The following is a 14,924-nucleotide window of genomic DNA, read 5'->3' as shown; positions in this document are numbered from 1 at the left end:
GGGGGTCGTCAATGTGGAGCATCGAGAATCGGACTGCCTACGAAGTCGATACGTCATGGACGCGCGACAAGGAGGGCACGCACGAATGGATCGTCGCGGTAAAGGCGACCTATGACATCACGCCGGCGGGACCGCGGCTCGCGGACGAGCAGGCGCCGCCGGTCGAGACCGCCGAATACACCGGCACGCCCGGACGGTCCAGCCTTCGCTACGACTCGGACTTGCTCGGGCCCAAGCCGACGACCGACATCGTGCTCAACGGTACCGCTTACGCGCCCGGCGGCAGGCCCAGCGACGACTTTCTGGTCGGCATGCGGGTTGGGCCGGTTCGCAAGACGCTGCGTGTTCGCGGACATCGTAGATGGGGAAAAGGGATGCCCGGACGCATGCTGGCGGAGCCGGTCGTTCGTCTGCCGGTCATCTACGAGCTCGCTTATGGCGGCTACGATGCGCCCGGCGACGACCCCGCCAGACACGGCTATGACGCCCGAAATCCGGTCGGGCGAGGCGTAGTCGGCGCAGGGCAGAGCCGGGAAGGCATGGCGATGCCCAATTTCGAATACCCGAGCGGACGTCTGGACAAGGATGGCCCCGCCGGGTTCGGCGCCATCGACAGCTTCTGGTCGCCGAGGCGGGAACGCGCCGGCACTTACGACGATGCGTGGATGCGCGATCGCTCGCCGCTGTTGCCCGAGGATTGGAGTCCGCACTCCTTGCAGTGCGCTCCACCCGATCAGCAACCCGCAAGCCCTCTGCAGGGCGGAGAGCCGGTCGAACTGATCAACCTCACGCCCGCAGGGTCGATGTCCTTCGCGCTGCCGAAGGTGCGCCTGGCTTTCACGACGCGCATCGACACCCGCGACGAGGAGCATCGCGCACGCCTCTCGTCGGTGATACTGGAACCCGATGCGCTGCGTTTGATGCTCGTGTGGGTCACGGTTCTGAAGGTCGAAGACGAACCCGATTATCTCGAGAGCACGCTGGTCCGCGAGAAGGATTACCTGTCATGAGCGCACGCGTCGTCATGGCGGCCGCCGGTGCGCGCACGCCGCTCGGTCTCGGGGCAGAGGCAAGCGCGGCGGCCGTGCGGGCGGGTATAGGGGCGGCGCGCGAGCATCCGTTCATCGTCGACAGGCTCGGCAACTACGTGAACCTGGCCTTCGACGCCGAACTCGACCCGGGGCTGCACGGTCCGTCTCGTCTGCTTGCGCTGGCAGGTTTCGCGTGGCGCGACCTGACGCGCGCCCTCGCTCACCTGGGCGAAGCGCCGCTTCGATCGCCGATGATGGTCGCGCTGCCGGAAATCCGCCCTGGCTTCACGCATGAAGACGCGAGCGCCGTCATGCAGGGATTGCGGCGGCTGGGCGGATCGACGATCGATCCGATACAAGTCTCGGTGCATGCGCAGGGGCACGCAGCCGGAGTAGCGGCCTTCAGGAAGGCGAGCGAGTCGCTCGGAAGCGGCGAACTGGACGCGTGCGTCGTCGGCGGCATCGACAGCTATCTGCATCCTGAGACGCTGAATTGGCTCGACGGCCGCAGGCAGATCGCAGGCGAAGGATCGAGGAGCGGCTTCGTCCCCGGCGAAGGCGCGGCATTCTGCCTGTTGATGAGCGACGCCGCGTGCCGGCGGCTCGGCGTTGCCGAAACGATGCACCTCGTTGCAGCTGCGACAGGATCGGAGCGCTGCCTCATCAAAACGCGCGAGGTGTGCGTCGGCAAGGGTCTGACCGCGGTCGTGCGAGACGCGCTGACGAGCGCGCCGGGCGCGCGGAAGACGATCGATCATGTCATCTGCGATATCAACGGCGAGCGTTATCGAGGCGAAGAGTGGGGGTTCGTCTGCCTGAGACTGGGCCGGCATTTCAAGGATGCCACCGGCTATCTGTCGCCAGCGGACGTCTGGGGCGATGTGGGCGCGGCGTCCGGGCCATTGTTCGCGATGCTGGCTCATCAGGCGGCGTCGCGTGGCTATGCGGCAGGCCCGAGAACATTGATCTGGTCGAGTTCGGAGGCGGGCTTGCGGGCCTGCGCGCTTTTCGAATCGGCCACGATGCCGGCCGCTTCGCGCCATTGACTTGCTCGACGCGCCATGACCAGCGTTGGAATCCATCCTCCGAAGACGCCTGTCACCAAGGGCAGTTCCGGCACCGCTCGGGCCACGCTCCCGAACATGTGCAAGATGCCGGGGCCGCCCGCTCCGTTCGTTCCGGCTGCGTTGCCCAATACCGCCAAATCGGGGGATTCGCCGGACGGCTATTCGACGAGCGTCAAGATCGAGGGCGACGAGGTGGCTATCCGGGGCGCGATGTTCAACAGCTTCGGCGACATGGCCAGCAAGGGCACGGGCGGCGGTCTGCTTTCGAGCAACACGCACGGGCCGGCCAGATTCATCACGCCGGGTTCGATGACGGTGAAAATCGAGGGCAAGAGCGTTCATCTTCTCGCCGAGCCGATGCTCAACAACTGCGGCCCGAACGGTTCTCCGCCCAATACCGGCGCGACGATGACAGGCGTGAAGCAGAAAAGATCGAAACGTCCGCCGGCGACTCAGGTCGGACCGGATTGCGGGAAAAAGAAGAAAAAGAAAAAGCGCAAATGGGACGATTGCATGTGCGGTCAGGTCTGCGAGATGGTCAAGGCCTACAACCAGTCGAAGAGCAAGAAGGCGAGGCTGAGCGATAGCCCCAGCAATCCCGGTTCCGACCACTACGATGCGTATCAGGCGAGCCTCAAGCAATTCGCGAAGGACTTCGCCGACGCAGTGACCGCGGCCGCCGGCAATCCCGATCATCCGGCCATCAAGCGCATGTTTTACAGTCCGAAGAACGTGAAGCCGCCGGACTGTCAGCACGAAAAATGGAAGCAGGCGGGAGGATTGGCGGACCCCGCTCGCAGCGGCCGGGGCGCAATGAATCCGGATCACATGCACCCGGCTTCTCTTAGCGGGCCACTCACCAGCGCCAATATGCGATGGGCCGACGCCCGCGTGAATTACACGGTCGGCGGCAGCATGAACCGGCTCAAACCCGCCCCCAAGCGCATGAAAGCGCATCCCTCTTGTAACTGTGATTAAGGAGGTCGCGTGAACATCCAACAGATGCAAGACCTGCTGCAGAAGCTGAGTGATACCAAGTTCAAGCTCAACGGCTACTTCAGCGACGATCCCGTGCGGCCTCAACTGCGCCCGCCGGCGAGCGGAGGCGACCTCGCGGCGCTCGATGCCTTTCTGCAAGCGCGTAACCTCGTCATGCCGGCGAGTTATCGATTGTTTCTGTCCACGAGCAATGGCGTATCCAGCTTGATGAATGATGAATTGTCACTGCTTTCGGCGCTCGAGGTCGCGCGCGACGACCACGGTCTCCTTCCGGAAATGGTCGACGAGTACCCGGCGTGCAGCCAGTTCGTCATCGGTGCGGGGAACACGCCGGAGTGCGTTTCGTTCGACGTGGACACTTCGCCCTCTAAGCATGGCTACGAGGTTGTGTGGATTTCCAGCATCGGGGAGCAATGGCGTCACGATAACTTCGAGGCTTTCCTGAAGGGCTATCTTTCAGTGCTGGAGCGTCGTGTTGCCGCTCGGCAGAAAGACCGGAAAAACCTCAAACCCTGACCGGGAAGTCCGACGCGATGGCAAACCCCATCCTCGAATTCACGGATGATCCTTCGTCGCCCATGCCGCTGGTCGAATTGAAACAGCATCTCGTGTTCTATGTGCCCGATCCGCCCGGTCCGGTCACGGCGAGACGCGTGTATGACGCGTACCTTCGCGCGGTCGGCGAAGTCTTCAGGAACTACAGGTCGACCGTTTCGTGGGCGAGGCTCGAAGCGTGGGATGCGGCGGCGCGCATTCGCTTCGAAACCGTCTTGCTTCCCGAACTGCGCAAGACGGTGCATTGGGGCTATGGGTTTTCGGACGCAAAGCCCGTCGATTCGCGGGTCTTCATGTTTCACGGCTTTCGGCCTTTTACGGAACCCGAAATGGCGAGCTTCTTTCGCTTCGAATTCGATTGGCAAGTCGATGCCGCATTCCTCCGTTCACTCGCACTCGACATGATGTCGATGTTTCCGGTTTGCTCGGGCTATGGCGGTTATCTGCTGCAGGGACGTCCGTCTTCGAAATACGAAGAAGTTTCGTTCGAGCGCATCTATGCTTTGGCGCGCCGATACTGGGGCTGCGATGTGGAGGAGATCGAACTGAGCGCCAGGGAACTCAAGCGAGGCTACAAGTGCCTGAGCTGGCTGACGGTCATCGGCGAACCTTTTCGAACGCAATTTCAAAAGGAATTAGCGCAGGCGAAGCTTGCTGCTTTCGATTTCGTCGATGGGCCTTTCGCGACGCTTTTGCAGGTGTCGGACAGCCCGACGCTCGGCGACCGCAACGTTCAAGCGGATCTGAAACCGTATTTCGATGTCGCACGTGCGTTGTTGCCGATGCAGATCAAAAGCCACGAACCGTTCTGGAGCACTCGATGGGAAGGCGGCCAGACCATGGCGTGGCTACAGCGCTTCACACATGGATGGCCGACCTGAGTTCATCCACTCACGCCGCCAGCGAACCGCACTCGGCCTTGCTGCTCGCAGCCTTCTTCGTCCGCCCCGCGCGTGACGGCGGCTGACACGCGCCGCACACGAAATGCGCCTGAAGATCGTGCCTGTGCGCGACGAACTTGCCCTTGCAGCGGCAGCATGGCGTCTGCTGCAGCATGTCCGCTTCGAAGAAGCGCACCAGTGTCCATGCACGCGTCAGGCTCAGGACGACTTCGAGCCGGTTCTGCCCGCAGTGCTCCACATACAGTCGATAAGCCTTGGTCAACGCATCGAGACGCGAACAGCGTGTCTGCTCCTTGAGAAACAGATAGATGTTGTAGAAGAGCGATGAATGGATGTTGGGCATCCACGTCATGTACCAGTCCGCCGAGAACGGCAGCATGCCCTTGGGCGGCGGCATGCCCTTCAATTCCCGATACAGACGGATCATGCGGTCGCGCGATAACGTCAACTCGGTTTCGAGCAACTGCATGCGAGCGCCCAGTTCGATAAGAGCAATCGCGCGATAGACTTCCTGCGCGTCGTCGCTGACGCTTTTGCGAAGCGTGGTTTCCATGCTCATGCGAACTGTTCCGCCGGCTGTCCGGCCAGCAGAATGGCGGCGTGAGTGGCGCCGACGTCGACGTGCGTGGCCGGTTGCGTCAATGCGGACAGCAACGAATGATCGTTGAAGCGGAACGCGCACAACAACTGGTTCGAACTGCAAAGCTTGATTGTTTGCGCGGGCGTGAGATTGGCCAGAATCATGGCGATTTCCGGCGAAAGCCCGAGCCGGAACATGGCGACGGACTTGTCCTCGAGCAACATGCGTTGTGCAAGGATCACGTACGACAGATTGATTTCGCGGATCGAGTCAAGCGATTCACTGCTATTCATGGTTTCCCGCTCTTCGGAAAAACCCCGTGGTTCATGCCGGCATTCTTGCCGTGCAATTTTCTTGTGCCTCGTTTGCGACTCGATCGACGTTCGCGATCATCTTGATACAAACGTTACATTTAGTCACAACTTCGGCGTAAGGTTAGGGTTCACCGAAAGGAAAAGCAAGCGCGCGAATTTCGCGGTTCCTTTCCTAATCTATCAATGCGGACGGCGTGGCGATCGGGAGCCCGAGCACGTCGTCGGGGGCGACCGGCCGGCTCAGCAGGAAGCCCTGCACGAAGTCACATTGCGCATGCCTGAGCAATTCCAGTTGCGCTGTTTCCTCGACGCCTTCAGCCGTCACGCTCAGGCCCAGCGTGTGACACATCTGGATGATGCCGCACACGATGCTGCGCGTTGCCTGATCCGATTCCATCCGCGTGATGAAGGAGCGGTCGATCTTCACGCAGTCCGGTGCGAAATCAGCCAGATAGCGCAGACTCGAATAACCGGTGCCGAAGTCGTCGATGGCGATGCGCACGCCCAGCTTCTTCAACGCACCGAGCGTGCGCTGTGCAAGGCTCGGGTCGTCCATCAGCGCGCTCTCGGTGAGTTCGAGTTGCAGCGTCGAGGCGGGCAGGGCATGGCGGCGCAAGGCTTCGTCGACGACATCGACGATGGTCGCGTCGCGCAACTGTCGCGCCGACACGTTCACCGAAACGCCGAGCGCGCGCGCGCCGGCCTGCCGCCATAGCGCGAGCTGACGCAGGGCGTCGTCCATCACCCATGCGCCGACTTCGGCGATGAAGCCGCTTTCTTCGAGAATGGGAATGAAGACGCCCGGCGAGACGAGCCCGCGCTCCGGATGCCGCCAGCGAATGAGCGCTTCGACGCTGCGGACCTCGCGCGTGTGCGGCTCGTGGATCGCCTGGTAGTGAAGCTGAAACTCCTTCTTGGCGAGCGCCGCGGGCAGGTCGCGCTCGAGTTCGAAATCGACGATGCGTTCGCTCGAATCCTTGTCGGCGAAACGGTAGCCGTTGCGTCCGGCTTTCTTGGCCGCATACATCGCGATATCGGCGCTCGTCAGAAGCGTCTCGCGATTCGCCCCGTTTTCGGGAAAGACCGATATGCCGATCGACGCCGTGATCGTGCCGGCGCGGTGTGCCTGATCCGCCTGCACGAGCGCATCGAGCGTGGCGCGCGCGATCTCGGCGAGCGGGTCCTTGTGCTTCGCGCCGTCGATCAGCACGGCGAATTCGTCGCCGCCGAGACGTGCGAGAAATGCATCGGCCGGCAACGCGGCCCGGATGACCCTGCTCAGCGATTTGAGCAGCCGGTCCGCCGCCGTGTGACCGAGCGTGTCGTTGAGCACCTTGAAACGGTCCAGGTCGATGAACATCAGCGCGAAGGGCGCCTGCTTGCGGCATCGCTCGTCGATCCTGCACATGAGCGCGGCGCGATTCGCGAGACCGGTCAGCGAATCCGTGAAGGCGAGGCGGTCGAGTTCGGCGAGGCGGTCCTGCTCCGCCGTGACATCCTCGCTGATGCCGACGATGCGCGCCACATTGCCCGCGCTGTCCAGAACGGGCGATCCGGTGCTTTGAATCCAGCGCACATTGCCGTCCAGACGGCGGATGCGGTATAGCGCCTTCTGGCTGACTTTCGATTCGGCGATCCGGCGCATCGCGGCCGTGAGTTGCGGCAGGTCTTCCTGCAGCACGAGCGCCATCCAGGCCTGGGGCGACTCGCGAAACGTTTGCGCATCCAGGCCGAAGACGGCCGCGCATCCCGCGCTGATGTGATGAAAGCCCGTGAAATCGGCGTTATAGGAATAGAAGCAAAGGCCGACGTGCGCCTCCATCTCCGACATCAGCGTCTCTCTGGCGCAGAGCGCGGCGGCGAGTTCCGCCTGCTGCGTCATGTCCTGCGAGGCGCAAATCACGCCTTCCACGCCGCCGTCGCCGTTCTCTATCGGAATGAGGCGCGAATGCCAGGTCTTGGGCGCGCCCGACGTGGTCGGGCAACTGCCTCGGAATGTCGCGCGTGCGCCGCTCATGGCGGCATGAAACGCATCGTGCGCGGCGGTCGCGTCTTCACCGGACCAGAAGCCGAGCCAGTTCGAACCGGCGAGTTGTTCGGGCGCGCTCGCTTCCATGAGTTCGGCGCCATATTCGGAAATGCGGACCATGCGGCCATCGGCGTCGAGAAGTTTCAGGCATTCGCGATTGGCGTCGAGAAGCGCTTTTGCGAGCGCGGTCGTGGCGTTCGCGCGCGCGGCGCTCCGGCGTGCAAGACGCAAAAAGAACGCGAACGCGATCGCGCCCGAGACGACGCCCGCGCAGGAAGCCGCACCTTCGGACACGAACGACAGTGCGAGGTAGCAGAGCGCGCCGACGCCCAGGCCCGCGAGGCCGATCTGCGTGAGAACGGTCCAGGAGAGCGTCGCGCGGTCGCTTCGCGTGGACAGAAAGAAAGCGAGAAATTCCTGATTTCGCGCGGTCTTGTGCCCCTGTCGCGAGCGATCGCCGCTGGCGACGGTGCTGGACGATCCGGATTGGGGAGACTGGGACATTACGTTGATGACGCGGGCTCTCGATGAACGGGCAGCGGGCTCGGCGTTGCTTTTAGCGAAGATCACGCCTTGTTTACGTCAGCCGGATTCGGGAGCTTTAGGCGCCCGGAAGCCGGCGGGCGTCGGCCGACGCGCCGACGCGGTAATTTTGTCCAGCCGATGCCGCGTGCGCCGCGCCACGACGAACCGATGCAATCACTTGTGGCCGGCGGTGGATGCCGTGCCGAGCACGCGGTCGTCCAGACGATCGTCGACGATGCCCGCCGGTTCGACGTGCGCCGTGACGTCCGATGCCTGAAAGAGCCGCTGCACGGCTCTTTCCGCGTCATCGGCGATGGCGTGGCCCTGCGCGACGGTCAGCTCGCCGGCCACTTCGAGATGGAACTCGACGAACACGCGATCGCCGCCGTTTCGCGTGCGGATGTCGTGCACGCCTTGCACGCCTTCGACCGCCGTCACGGCCGCCGCAATGCGCGCGCGTTCGGGATCGTCCAGTTCGCGATCGAGCAGTTGCACGAGCGCAGCCACCGCCATGCCGCGCGCGTTCCACAGCATGTAGAGCGAGATGCACAGCGCGCCGATTGCGTCGGCGCGTGGCCAGTCGAGCAAGTGATCGAGCAGCAGGGCGACGAGCACGGCGATATTCACGGCGATATCGGTCGCATAGTGCGCGCGGTCGGCGGCGATGGCGGTCGATCCCGTGCGCTTCACGACCCACGTCTGCATCAGCACGAGTCCGATGGCCGCAAGCGTACTCACGACGATGACCGCGATCCCGAAGTCTGTCTGATTCAACGGTTCGGGATTCGCGACGCGCTGCCCCGATTCGATGCCGAGTCCGACAGCCACGCCCGTGAGCAGCAGCGCCTGCACGAACGCCGCCACCGCTTCGGCCTTGCCGTGACCGTAGCGGTGCCCCTCGTCGACCGGGCGCAGGGCATAGCGCACACCCATGAACGTCACCGAAGACGCGACGACATCGACGAGGCCATCGGCTGCGGCGGTGAGCAGCGAAATCGATCCGGTCGCGAACCAGGCCCACACCTTCAACACGACGAGCACCAGCGCGAACACCAGCGCGACGATCGACGCCATGCGACGAAGCGCCTCGTCAGTGTTTCGTTGTGACATCGTTAGCTCCTTGCAGCTTTTCGCGCAGCATTATTCTGACGCGATTCTACGGACGATTCGCGAAGGCGTTGCCCTTCGCGCGCATCGCGTTCATATCGCGCAACGAAGAATGCGATTTTTTCCATCGGTGATCGTCTTTCATCTGCGGACGAGCACGTCCGCGTCACGGACTTTCGCATCATCAAGGAGATCATCATGAAACCGATTTTGATGGCGCTCGCGGCGGCGTCCGCGCTTGCGCTGCCGATTGCCGCGCTCGCGCAGACGGACGCGGCGCTCACGCGCGCCCAGATGCGCGCCGAGCTCGAGCAACTGGAGCAGGCCGGCTACTACCCGGGCAGAGGCGAGGATCCCGGCTATCCGGCGGCGATCCAGGCAGCGGAGGCGCGCGTATCGAGCCGGAACGACGCGACTGGCTATGGCGGCGCGATGTCGGGCGCGTCGGCGACGGGCGCTCGCGCCGTCATGCGCCCGGCATCAGCGCAGGAGATGAAGCAGATCTATTTCGGCGGTCAATAAGCGCGTATCGCACGGCATCCGATGCCCGCCCGCCGCCCGCGAGGCATCGAAAACGCAACCCACGACGGCGGCGTTTCTCAGGAGTGTTGAGACATGGCAAACCATCCGCTCAATGGAAGCGAACGCGAGTGTTTAAAGGACGCGCAGCCCATCGGCAAGGCAGACCCGAACGAACGTCTGGAGGTCACCATGCTCGTGCGACGGCGCTCGCACGATGCGTTCGAGAAGCACATCAGCGCGCTGGCGGCGCAAGGCGCGTCGGCGAAGCATATCGATCACGACGAGTTCACGAAGCATTTCGGCGCGGACAGCGCGGACCTGGCGGCGGTCCATGCGTTCGCGCAAAAGCACGGACTGTCGGTCGTCGAGAGTCACGAGGCGCGGCGCGCGGTCGTGCTCTCCGGCACGGTCGCGCAGTTCGACGCGGCCTTCGGCGTGAGCCTGCAACAGTACGAACATGACGGTCTCACCTATCGCGGCCGCACGGGACCGATCCATCTGCCCGATGAACTGAACGGCGTCGTCGATGCCGTCATGGGTCTCGACAACCGTCCGCAGGCGCGGCCCAGCTTCCGGACCCGCGCGCAGGGCAACGTGCGCTGGACAGCGCGCGCAGCGGGCGCGTCGACGTTCACGCCCGTGCAGCTCGCGTCGCTCTATGACTTCCCGCAAGGCGACGGCCAGAATCAATGCATCGGGATCATCGAGCTGGGCGGCGGCTACCGTCCCGCGGATCTCAAGACGTGTTTCGCGTCGCTGAATATGAAGGCGCCGTCCGTGACCGCGGTTTCGGTCGATCACGGACGGAACCATCCGACCGGCGATCCGAACGGTCCCGATGGCGAAGTGATGCTCGATATCGAAGTCGCGGGCGCGGTCGCGCCGGGCGCGAAGATCGTCGTCTATTTCGCGCCCAACACCGACGCGGGTTTTATCGACGCCATCGGCACCGCGATTCATGACACGAAGAACAAGCCGTCGGTGATTTCGATCAGCTGGGGCGGTCCGGAATCGGCATGGACGCAGCAGGCGATGAACGCGTTCGATCAGGCGTTTCAGTCGGCGGCGGCGCTCGGCGTGACGATTTGCGCAGCATCCGGCGACAACGGTTCCGGCGACGGCGTGGGCGATGGCGCGGATCACGTCGATTTTCCTGCGTCCAGTCCGTATGCGCTGGGCTGCGGCGGCACGTCGCTGCAGGCGAGCGGCAACGGAATCGCTAGCGAGACCGTATGGAACGACGGCGCCAACGGCGGCGCGACCGGCGGCGGCGTGAGCTCGTTCTTCGCGCTGCCCGCGTGGCAGGAAGGGCTGCAGGTCACGCGCGCGGGCGGCGCACACAGTCCGCTCGCGATGCGCGGCGTGCCCGATGTCGCCGGCAATGCCGATCCCGTGACCGGCTACGAAGTGCGCGTCGACGGTCACGACATGGTGATCGGCGGAACGAGCGCGGTCGCGCCGCTATGGGCCGGACTGATCGCGCGCATCAACGCGATCAAGGGCGCGCCGGTGGGGTATATCAATCCGCATCTCTACAAGGACCCGCTGGCGCTCGTCGACATCACAAAGGGCAATAACGACGATTTCCACGCGACAGCCGGATGGGACGCCTGCACCGGCCTCGGACGGCCCGATGGCAAGAAGGTGAAGGATGCGGTGAGTTGAGGCTGAAATGCGTGCTCGCGCGAAACGGACGTTCCTGCGCGAGCGCGCATTGTCACGGCGAGACGTCTTCGATCAGATCCGCGCGCACCGCGCGAATCCTGCGATCGACGAAATAGCCGCCGCCTTCCGTGTAGCGCAGATACAGCCGCCCGCAGGACGAGCATTCCCAGACGCCGCAGCGGTTATACGGAAAGAAGCGCGGCGCGACGGGCGCATCGGCGGACCAGTAGTTCGTCTTGCCTGGCAGATATTCGGCGAAGGTCGGCTCCGGATCGTGCTCCGGTAACAGCGTGCCGATCTCGCGGAACTGCGATTCGTCGAGCGACAGCGGCTGCGATTGCCAGCCGTCGAGCGGCGTTTTCGTGCACGCGCAGGGTTGCGGCGCGCGGGCTTGCGCGCGTCGCGCGAGGTCGATGAGCGCGGCGGCGTCGAGAAAGTCGGGCATGGCGGTCGATAGTCGATGAAGCGAACGCGCCATCATGCGCGCGTTCGCGGCGGTTCGGCAAGGCGTCAGCCGTTCATCATGCGGTCGCGTTGAACCGCGACCCACGCACGATCGAAACGGCCTTCCGCGATCGACTCGAGCGCCGCCGCTTCCTTCGCCGCCTGCTTGCGCGCGCCTTCGATCACCGCTTCGATGTCGGCGGGCGCGATGGCGAGCACGCCGTCTTCATCGCCGACGACGATATCACCCGGATTCACCACCATCCCGCCGACCGTCACCGGCACGTTGATCTCGCCCGGCCCGTTCTTGTACGGCCCACGATGCGTGACGCCGCGCGCGTACACGGGAAAGTCGCGCTGGCCGAGCGCGCCGACATCGCGGATCGCGCCGTCGATGACGAGACCCTGCACGCCGATGCTCTGCGCGAAGCTCGCCATGATGTCGCCCATGAGCGCCTGCGTGAGCTCGCCGGCGCCGTCGATGACGAGCACGTCGCCGGGGCGGCAGTAGTCGAACGCGCGATGGATCGCGAGATTGTCGCCGCCGCGCGTGCGTACCGTGACGGCCGTGCCGGCCATCGGCTTCGGACGATGATAGGGACGCAGTCCGGTCGTGCCGCTCACGCGGGCCATGTTGTCGCTCAGAAGCGATACCGCCAGCTCGCGCAACGCGGCGAGCGTCGCGGGGCTCGCCTGAGCCGCGGATTCGTATTCACGCCATCCGGCCGGATTCATGCGGTCGCTCCTTCGTTCGATGGTTGCCGTTCCAGTTGCGCGGAAAGCCGTCCGTACACCGCGCGCGCGTTGTCCTCGAAAATGCGCTGGCGATCCGCGTCGCTGAGCCATTCGATCGCGTCGATATAACGGCGCGTGTCGTCGAAGTAATGACCCGTTTCGGGATCGATGCCCTGCACCGCGCCGATCGTCTCCGACGCGAACAGGATGTTCTTCGCCGGAATCACCTTTGCGAGCAGCTCGGCGCCCGGCTGATGGTAGACGCAGGTATCGAAGAACACGTTGTTCAGCAGATATTCGGTGAGCAGCGGCCGCTTCATGTCCTGCGCGAGTCCGCGATATCGTCCCCAGTGATACGGCACCGCGCCGCCGCCGTGCGGAATGACGAACTTGAGCGTCGGGAAATCCGCGAACAGATCGCCTTGGAGCAATTGCATGAACGCCGATGTATCGCCGTTGATGTAATGCGCGCCGGTCGCATGAAAGTTCGGATTGCACGACGACGAAACGTGGATCATCGCGGGCACGTCGAGCTCGACCATCGCTTCGTAGAGCGGATACCACGAGCGGTCGGTGAGCGGCAGCCCGGACCAGTGCCCGCCCGAAGGATCGGGATTCAGATTGCAGCCGATGAAACCCAGCTCTTCCACGCAGCGGCGCAGTTCGGCGATGCAATTCTCGGGCGCCACGCCCGGCGCTTGCGGCAACTGACAGACGCCGACGAAATTACGCGGAAACAGTTCGACGACGCGATGCACGAGGTCGTTGCATGCTTCCGACCAGACCGCGTTGGCCTCCGCCGTCGCCAGATGATGGCCCATGCCGGCGGCGCGCGGCGAGAAGATCGTGAGATCGGTGCCGCGCTCGCGCTGGATGCGAAGCTGGCCGTTCTCGATGCTTTCGCGGATTTCATCGTCGGAGATGGCGGGGCGCGGCGGCGCCGATGCGCCGTCCTTCAGCGCGGCGATCTGCTGCGCGCGCCATGCTTCGTGCTGCGGCGGCGAGGTCGTGTAGTGACCGTGACAATCGATGATCATGCGTGGTTTTCCTGTCGTTGTGCGCCCGCTTCGTGCGAATCGGATGCGGGCAGCGAAGTGTCTTCGTCGTCGGCGGGCTTCACGCGCATGACGAGCGCGATGATCGTCGCGACGACGAGGAACGCCGCGATCGTCAGCAACGCGAGCTTGAAGTTGCCCGTCGCGTTGCGCACGAGCCCGATGCTCCACGGCCCGACGAGGCCGCCGAACTGCGCGATCGTGTTGATGAGCGCGATGGTCGCCGCGCCCGCCGCGCCGGTCCTGAACGACGAGGCGAGGCTCCAGAACAGCGGATTGCCTGCGTAGATGAAGAGGCCGGTCACGCACAGCAGCGCATAGGCGACGACCGGATTCGGCGCATACGCGCTGCCCGCGATCGCGAGTGCGCTCATGCCGTAGACGAACGCGAGGTGCTTCTTGCGGTCGCCCGTGCGGTCCGAACTGCGGCTGATGATGAACGTGCCGAGCACGCCGAGAAGCGGCGGCGCGGCGGAAAGAAAGCCGACTTCGATGTTGCTCAGATGACCGAGACTCTTGACGATCTGCGGCAGCCACAGAAAGAGCCCGTAGATGCCGACGAGCGCGCAGCCGAAGAGACACGCGAGGCTCCATACGCGGACATCGCCCGCCACGCGCAGCAGCGGGAAGTGCGCGTTGCCGCCGACCGCTTCGCGCTCTGCCGCGAGCGTCGTTTCGAGCCAGCGCTTTTCGTCGTCGGCGAGCCAGTCGGCGTCGGCGGGGCGCTCCGTCATGATGCGCAGCGTGAGCAGGCCGAGCAGCATCGCCGGAATGCCTTCGAGGATGAACATCCATTGCCATCCCTGCAGGCCGAGGATGCCGTTCGCGTAGGTCATCAGCGCGGTCGAGATCGGGCCGCCGAGCACGGCGGAAAACGATCCCGCGATGATGTAGCCGCCGACCGCGCGCGCCCGATAGCGCTCGGGGAACCACTTCGTCAGATAGACCGCGACGCCCGGCAGGAAACCCGCTTCCATGACGCCGAGCAGAAAGCGCAGCACGTAGAAGCTCTTGTCGTCGAATACGAACGCGGTGACGGCCGCGACCGCGCCCCACGTGAGCAGGATGCGCGCGATCCAGCGGCGCGCGCCCACGCGATGCAGCAGCAGATTGCTCGGCACCTCGAGCACCATGTAGCCGACGAAGAAGATGCTGCCTGCGAAGCCGAACACGGCGGGGCTGAAGCCGAGCGCCTTGTTCATGTCGAGCGCGGCAAAGCCGATGTTGATGCGATCGAGGTAGTTGAAGAACATCATCGCGAAGAGCAGGGGCATGAGCCGCCCGTATACCTTTCGCATCGTTGCTGCTTCGTTGAATGGGGCCATGCCGTCTCCACGTTCTTTTTCATCGGATCGCGAGGCTCTGCGGCCTCGCTTTACAAACGGCCTGCGCCG

General features: G+C 64.2%; 15 protein-coding genes. 7 read left to right on the top strand and 8 right to left on the bottom strand.

Annotated features, from left to right (window positions below):
• Positions 1 to 11 precede the first annotated feature (11 nt).
• The 5 genes from NCR93_RS29565 (at position 12) to NCR93_RS29545 (ending at position 4,533) form a co-directional block, all read left to right on the top strand.
• Positions 12 to 1,010 carry a DUF2169 family type VI secretion system accessory protein gene (locus NCR93_RS29565; protein ID WP_175982426.1) on the top strand — a complete coding sequence of 333 codons (999 nt, stop codon included), beginning with the start codon at positions 12 to 14 and terminating at the stop codon, positions 1,008 to 1,010.
• Complete coding sequence (locus NCR93_RS29560; protein WP_175982427.1) at positions 1,007 to 2,077, top strand: beta-ketoacyl synthase N-terminal-like domain-containing protein; 1,071 nt, start codon at positions 1,007 to 1,009, stop codon at positions 2,075 to 2,077. Before NCR93_RS29565 ends, NCR93_RS29560 begins: the two co-directional genes overlap by 4 nt.
• Positions 2,078 to 2,092: 15 nt before the next feature.
• Positions 2,093 to 3,076, top strand: coding sequence for a PAAR-like domain-containing protein (locus NCR93_RS29555; RefSeq protein ID WP_051078947.1), 984 nt, complete (start codon positions 2,093 to 2,095; stop codon positions 3,074 to 3,076).
• Positions 3,077 to 3,085: 9 nt separating this feature from the next.
• Complete coding sequence (locus NCR93_RS29550) at positions 3,086 to 3,613, top strand: SMI1/KNR4 family protein (RefSeq protein WP_175982428.1); 528 nt, start codon at positions 3,086 to 3,088, stop codon at positions 3,611 to 3,613.
• A 368-nt stretch (positions 3,614 to 3,981) separates the two neighbouring features.
• The gene (locus tag NCR93_RS29545; RefSeq protein WP_175982429.1) at positions 3,982 to 4,533 is read left to right on the top strand and encodes a type VI immunity family protein; all 552 of its coding nucleotides are present in this window, start codon (positions 3,982 to 3,984) and stop codon (positions 4,531 to 4,533) included.
• Positions 4,534 to 4,543: 10 nt separating this feature from the next.
• On the opposite strand, the gene flhC is transcribed toward NCR93_RS29545, so the two are convergent.
• From flhC to NCR93_RS29525, 4 genes are all read right to left on the bottom strand, one after another.
• Positions 4,544 to 5,113 (bottom strand): flagellar transcriptional regulator FlhC, encoded by a 570-nt coding sequence (flhC, locus tag NCR93_RS29540; protein ID WP_008345386.1) that lies wholly within the window; start codon positions 5,111 to 5,113, stop codon positions 4,544 to 4,546.
• Positions 5,110 to 5,427: a flagellar transcriptional regulator FlhD gene (flhD, locus tag NCR93_RS29535; protein ID WP_175982430.1), complete on the bottom strand. Its 318-nt coding sequence runs from the start codon at positions 5,425 to 5,427 to the stop codon at positions 5,110 to 5,112. Before flhD ends, flhC begins: the two co-directional genes overlap by 4 nt.
• Before the next feature lie 193 nt (positions 5,428 to 5,620).
• Positions 5,621 to 7,981, bottom strand: coding sequence for a putative bifunctional diguanylate cyclase/phosphodiesterase (locus NCR93_RS29530; RefSeq protein WP_175982431.1), 2,361 nt, complete (start codon positions 7,979 to 7,981; stop codon positions 5,621 to 5,623).
• A 195-nt stretch (positions 7,982 to 8,176) separates the two neighbouring features.
• Complete coding sequence (locus NCR93_RS29525) at positions 8,177 to 9,112, bottom strand: cation diffusion facilitator family transporter (RefSeq protein WP_239295328.1); 936 nt, start codon at positions 9,110 to 9,112, stop codon at positions 8,177 to 8,179.
• 195 nt (positions 9,113 to 9,307) lie between these two features.
• On the opposite strand from NCR93_RS29525, the gene NCR93_RS29520 reads away from it, so the two are divergent.
• Together NCR93_RS29520 and NCR93_RS29515 are read left to right on the top strand one after the other, a co-directional pair.
• The gene (locus NCR93_RS29520; RefSeq protein ID WP_175982432.1) at positions 9,308 to 9,631 is read left to right on the top strand and encodes a DUF4148 domain-containing protein; all 324 of its coding nucleotides are present in this window, start codon (positions 9,308 to 9,310) and stop codon (positions 9,629 to 9,631) included.
• Positions 9,632 to 9,724: 93 nt separating this feature from the next.
• Positions 9,725 to 11,296 (top strand): S53 family peptidase, encoded by a 1,572-nt coding sequence (locus NCR93_RS29515; protein ID WP_175982433.1) that lies wholly within the window; start codon positions 9,725 to 9,727, stop codon positions 11,294 to 11,296.
• Positions 11,297 to 11,348: 52 nt separating this feature from the next.
• Here the strand turns inward: NCR93_RS29515 and NCR93_RS29510 are convergent, their stop codons facing one another.
• The 4 genes from NCR93_RS29510 to NCR93_RS29495 form a co-directional block, all read right to left on the bottom strand.
• On the bottom strand, positions 11,349 to 11,741 hold the full coding sequence (locus tag NCR93_RS29510) for a hypothetical protein (RefSeq protein ID WP_175982434.1): 393 nt from the start codon (positions 11,739 to 11,741) through the stop codon (positions 11,349 to 11,351).
• Positions 11,742 to 11,806: 65 nt separating this feature from the next.
• Positions 11,807 to 12,475 carry an RraA family protein gene (locus NCR93_RS29505; protein WP_175982435.1) on the bottom strand — a complete coding sequence of 223 codons (669 nt, stop codon included), beginning with the start codon at positions 12,473 to 12,475 and terminating at the stop codon, positions 11,807 to 11,809.
• Entirely contained in the window at positions 12,472 to 13,512 is a 1,041-nt protein-coding gene (locus NCR93_RS29500; protein WP_175982436.1) for an amidohydrolase family protein, read from the bottom strand. The genes NCR93_RS29505 and NCR93_RS29500 overlap by 4 nt, the downstream gene beginning before the upstream one ends.
• Positions 13,509 to 14,855 (bottom strand): MFS transporter, encoded by a 1,347-nt coding sequence (locus NCR93_RS29495; protein WP_033535663.1) that lies wholly within the window; start codon positions 14,853 to 14,855, stop codon positions 13,509 to 13,511. The genes NCR93_RS29500 and NCR93_RS29495 overlap by 4 nt, the downstream gene beginning before the upstream one ends.
• Between the last annotated feature and the right edge of the window lie 69 nt (positions 14,856 to 14,924).

It is taken from the genome of Caballeronia sp. ATUFL_F1_KS39, from assembly GCF_023630985.1.
In the GTDB taxonomy this organism is placed as follows: domain Bacteria; phylum Pseudomonadota; class Gammaproteobacteria; order Burkholderiales; family Burkholderiaceae; genus Caballeronia; species Caballeronia zhejiangensis.
This window is presented reverse-complemented; position numbering and strand designations above follow the sequence as displayed.

Bases quoted from the DNA above. Each gene is read 5' to 3' on its own strand.
- NCR93_RS29565 (WP_175982426.1), top strand. From the start codon at position 12: ATGTGGAGCATCGAGAATCGGACTGCCTACGAAGTCGATACGTCATGG.
- NCR93_RS29560 (WP_175982427.1), top strand. From the start codon at position 1,007: ATGAGCGCACGCGTCGTCATGGCGGCCGCCGGTGCGCGCACGCCGCTC.
- NCR93_RS29555 (WP_051078947.1), top strand. From the start codon at position 2,093: ATGACCAGCGTTGGAATCCATCCTCCGAAGACGCCTGTCACCAAGGGC.
- NCR93_RS29545 (WP_175982429.1), top strand. From the start codon at position 3,982: ATGGCGAGCTTCTTTCGCTTCGAATTCGATTGGCAAGTCGATGCCGCA.
- flhC (WP_008345386.1), bottom strand. From the start codon at position 5,113: ATGAGCATGGAAACCACGCTTCGCAAAAGCGTCAGCGACGACGCGCAG.
- flhD (WP_175982430.1), bottom strand. From the start codon at position 5,427: ATGAATAGCAGTGAATCGCTTGACTCGATCCGCGAAATCAATCTGTCG.
- NCR93_RS29530 (WP_175982431.1), bottom strand. From the start codon at position 7,981: ATGTCCCAGTCTCCCCAATCCGGATCGTCCAGCACCGTCGCCAGCGGC.
- NCR93_RS29525 (WP_239295328.1), bottom strand. From the start codon at position 9,112: ATGTCACAACGAAACACTGACGAGGCGCTTCGTCGCATGGCGTCGATC.
- NCR93_RS29520 (WP_175982432.1), top strand. From the start codon at position 9,308: ATGAAACCGATTTTGATGGCGCTCGCGGCGGCGTCCGCGCTTGCGCTG.
- NCR93_RS29515 (WP_175982433.1), top strand. From the start codon at position 9,725: ATGGCAAACCATCCGCTCAATGGAAGCGAACGCGAGTGTTTAAAGGAC.
- NCR93_RS29510 (WP_175982434.1), bottom strand. From the start codon at position 11,741: ATGCCCGACTTTCTCGACGCCGCCGCGCTCATCGACCTCGCGCGACGC.
- NCR93_RS29505 (WP_175982435.1), bottom strand. From the start codon at position 12,475: ATGAATCCGGCCGGATGGCGTGAATACGAATCCGCGGCTCAGGCGAGC.
- NCR93_RS29500 (WP_175982436.1), bottom strand. From the start codon at position 13,512: ATGATCATCGATTGTCACGGTCACTACACGACCTCGCCGCCGCAGCAC.
- NCR93_RS29495 (WP_033535663.1), bottom strand. From the start codon at position 14,855: ATGGCCCCATTCAACGAAGCAGCAACGATGCGAAAGGTATACGGGCGG.